The organism is Aquiflexum sp. (genome assembly GCF_977115555.1).
In genome coordinates this window covers 1-2,014 of sequence record NZ_CDSBKL010000569.1, presented here as the reverse complement: position 1 = coordinate 2,014, position 2,014 = coordinate 1, and the positions used below count along the sequence as shown (strand labels likewise).

Sequence of the window (2,014 nt, the reverse complement as noted above, 5' to 3'; positions counted from 1 at the left end):
CCTTTAGATGGAGGGCGTTTTGCAACCTCTGATTTAAATGACTTATACCGTAGGGTAATTATCAGAAACAACCGTTTAAAGCGTTTGGTAGAGATTAAAGCACCTGAGGTTATCTTGAGAAACGAGAAGCGTATGCTTCAAGAATCTGTAGATTCACTGTTCGACAACACGCGTAAAGCCTCTGCTGTAAAAACAGAATCTAACAGACCGCTTAAGTCACTTTCAGATTCATTAAAAGGGAAGCAAGGTCGTTTCCGTCAGAACTTATTAGGGAAACGTGTAGATTATTCTGCCCGTTCTGTAATTGTTGTTGGACCAGAAATGAAATTGTTTGAATGTGGTCTTCCAAAAGATATGGCAGCAGAATTATACAAGCCATTCGTAATTCGCAAGCTTATTGAGCGTGGAATTGTGAAAACAGTTAAGTCTGCTAAGAAAATCATAGACAAAAAAGAACCGGTAGTTTGGGACATTTTAGAGAATGTATTAAAAGGTCATCCTGTTTTATTAAACAGGGCCCCAACCCTTCACCGTTTAGGAATCCAAGCATTCCAGCCTAAGTTAATTGAAGGAAAAGCGATTCGTTTGCACCCATTAGTATGTACTGCATTTAATGCAGATTTTGATGGGGATCAGATGGCGGTTCACTTACCATTAGGACCTGAAGCTATTTTAGAAGCTCAAATTTTAATGTTGGCTTCTCACAATATTCTTAATCCAGCTAATGGCTCACCTGTAACTGTTCCTTCTCAGGATATGGTTCTTGGTCTGTACTATATGACTAAGGTTAGAAAAGGTACCAAAACGGTTAAGGTAAAAGGTGAGGGCAAAACTTTTTATTCTCCCGAGGAAGTAATCATTGCTTATAATGAAGGCAAACTTGAATTCAATGCCTTTGCGATCATTACTTTTGATGAAGCCAAACAGGAATATGAAATGCTGAGCTGGCTGGCTTCAGGACAAAAGACGAAAGCCTATGTAACCGTGCAAGATGACAAAAATTGGGAATGGGGTTTTGATGTACCGCAGGGAAAAGTCCGGTATTTTGTTACTTTAAATGAAAAAGGTCAATGGTCGGAGAAAGGGGAATTTTCTCCCAATGGGACAACTTGGTATCCGAGTTTCAACATGCTTTTAGATAAAAAATAACATATCGAAAATGGAAAATACAGAAAAATGGGATGAGGCTGAAAGTATTCAGTTGATCCGGACGATGATCGAATCCACCAAATACAAAATCTATTCGGACAGGTTTATATATCTCCTTTGGGGGTATTCGGTACTTGGATGCGCACTGATTCATTATTTATTGGAATTTGTGATTGGATTTCAAAACCCTTCTTTGGTTTGGATGGCAATGCCGTTGGTTTCCGTTGTACATTTTGTATTTATGAACAAAAGAAAGACAGCATCCACCGGACCAACATTTACAGGCAGGGTAATGGCAGGGATTTGGACAGGAATGTTTTTTGCCATTATTGCCTTGTTGATCGGTTCTTTTAGAATCGGATGGGATTCCACGTATCCATTTTTTATGTTGTTGTATGGATTAGCCGGTTATACCACTGGAGTTACTTTGCAATATAAATTCCTCGTTTGGGGAGCCTTGGCAAGCATGATCTGTGGGGTAATGGCTTTTTTTCAACCTTTTCAATATCAGTTGTTGCTCTTAATGGTCGCTATTGTTGTGAGTTATATATTGCCTGCCCATTTGATGGGGAGTTTAAAAAAATAATTTATGTTCAAAGATTTGGATCCCCTTCTCCATAGTCAATTGAGGTTGGCGATAGTGTCATTGCTGATGGCTGTGGAAGAGGCGGAGTTTAATTTTATTAAAGAAAAAACCAATTCAACTGCCGGCAACCTCAGTGTCCAGATTTCCAAATTGAAGGAAGCTGGATATATTGAAGTGGGCAAAACTTTCAGGGATAATTTTCCTTTGACCACATGCAAAATAACGGAAAACGGGAGAGTAGCATTTGACCATTATGTGAGCGCTTTGGAAGGATATATC

General features: G+C 39.1%; 2 protein-coding genes and 1 pseudogene. All 3 read left to right on the top strand.

What is annotated here, in order from left to right:
* Positions 1–894, top strand: a pseudogene (locus ACZFYI_RS19655) (DNA-directed RNA polymerase subunit beta'); the annotation flags it as partial.
* Positions 895–1,159: 265 nt separating this feature from the next.
* Positions 1,160–1,735 (top strand): hypothetical protein, encoded by a 576-nt coding sequence (locus tag ACZFYI_RS19650; protein ID WP_462525819.1) that lies wholly within the window; start codon positions 1,160–1,162, stop codon positions 1,733–1,735.
* A 3-nt stretch (positions 1,736–1,738) separates the two neighbouring features.
* Positions 1,739–2,014: winged helix-turn-helix domain-containing protein (locus tag ACZFYI_RS19645; protein WP_462525818.1), on the top strand; the 276-nt coding region annotated here is incomplete at its 3' end.

Bases quoted from the DNA above. Each gene is read 5' to 3' on its own strand.
- ACZFYI_RS19650 (WP_462525819.1), top strand. From the start codon at position 1,160: ATGGAAAATACAGAAAAATGGGATGAGGCTGAAAGTATTCAGTTGATC.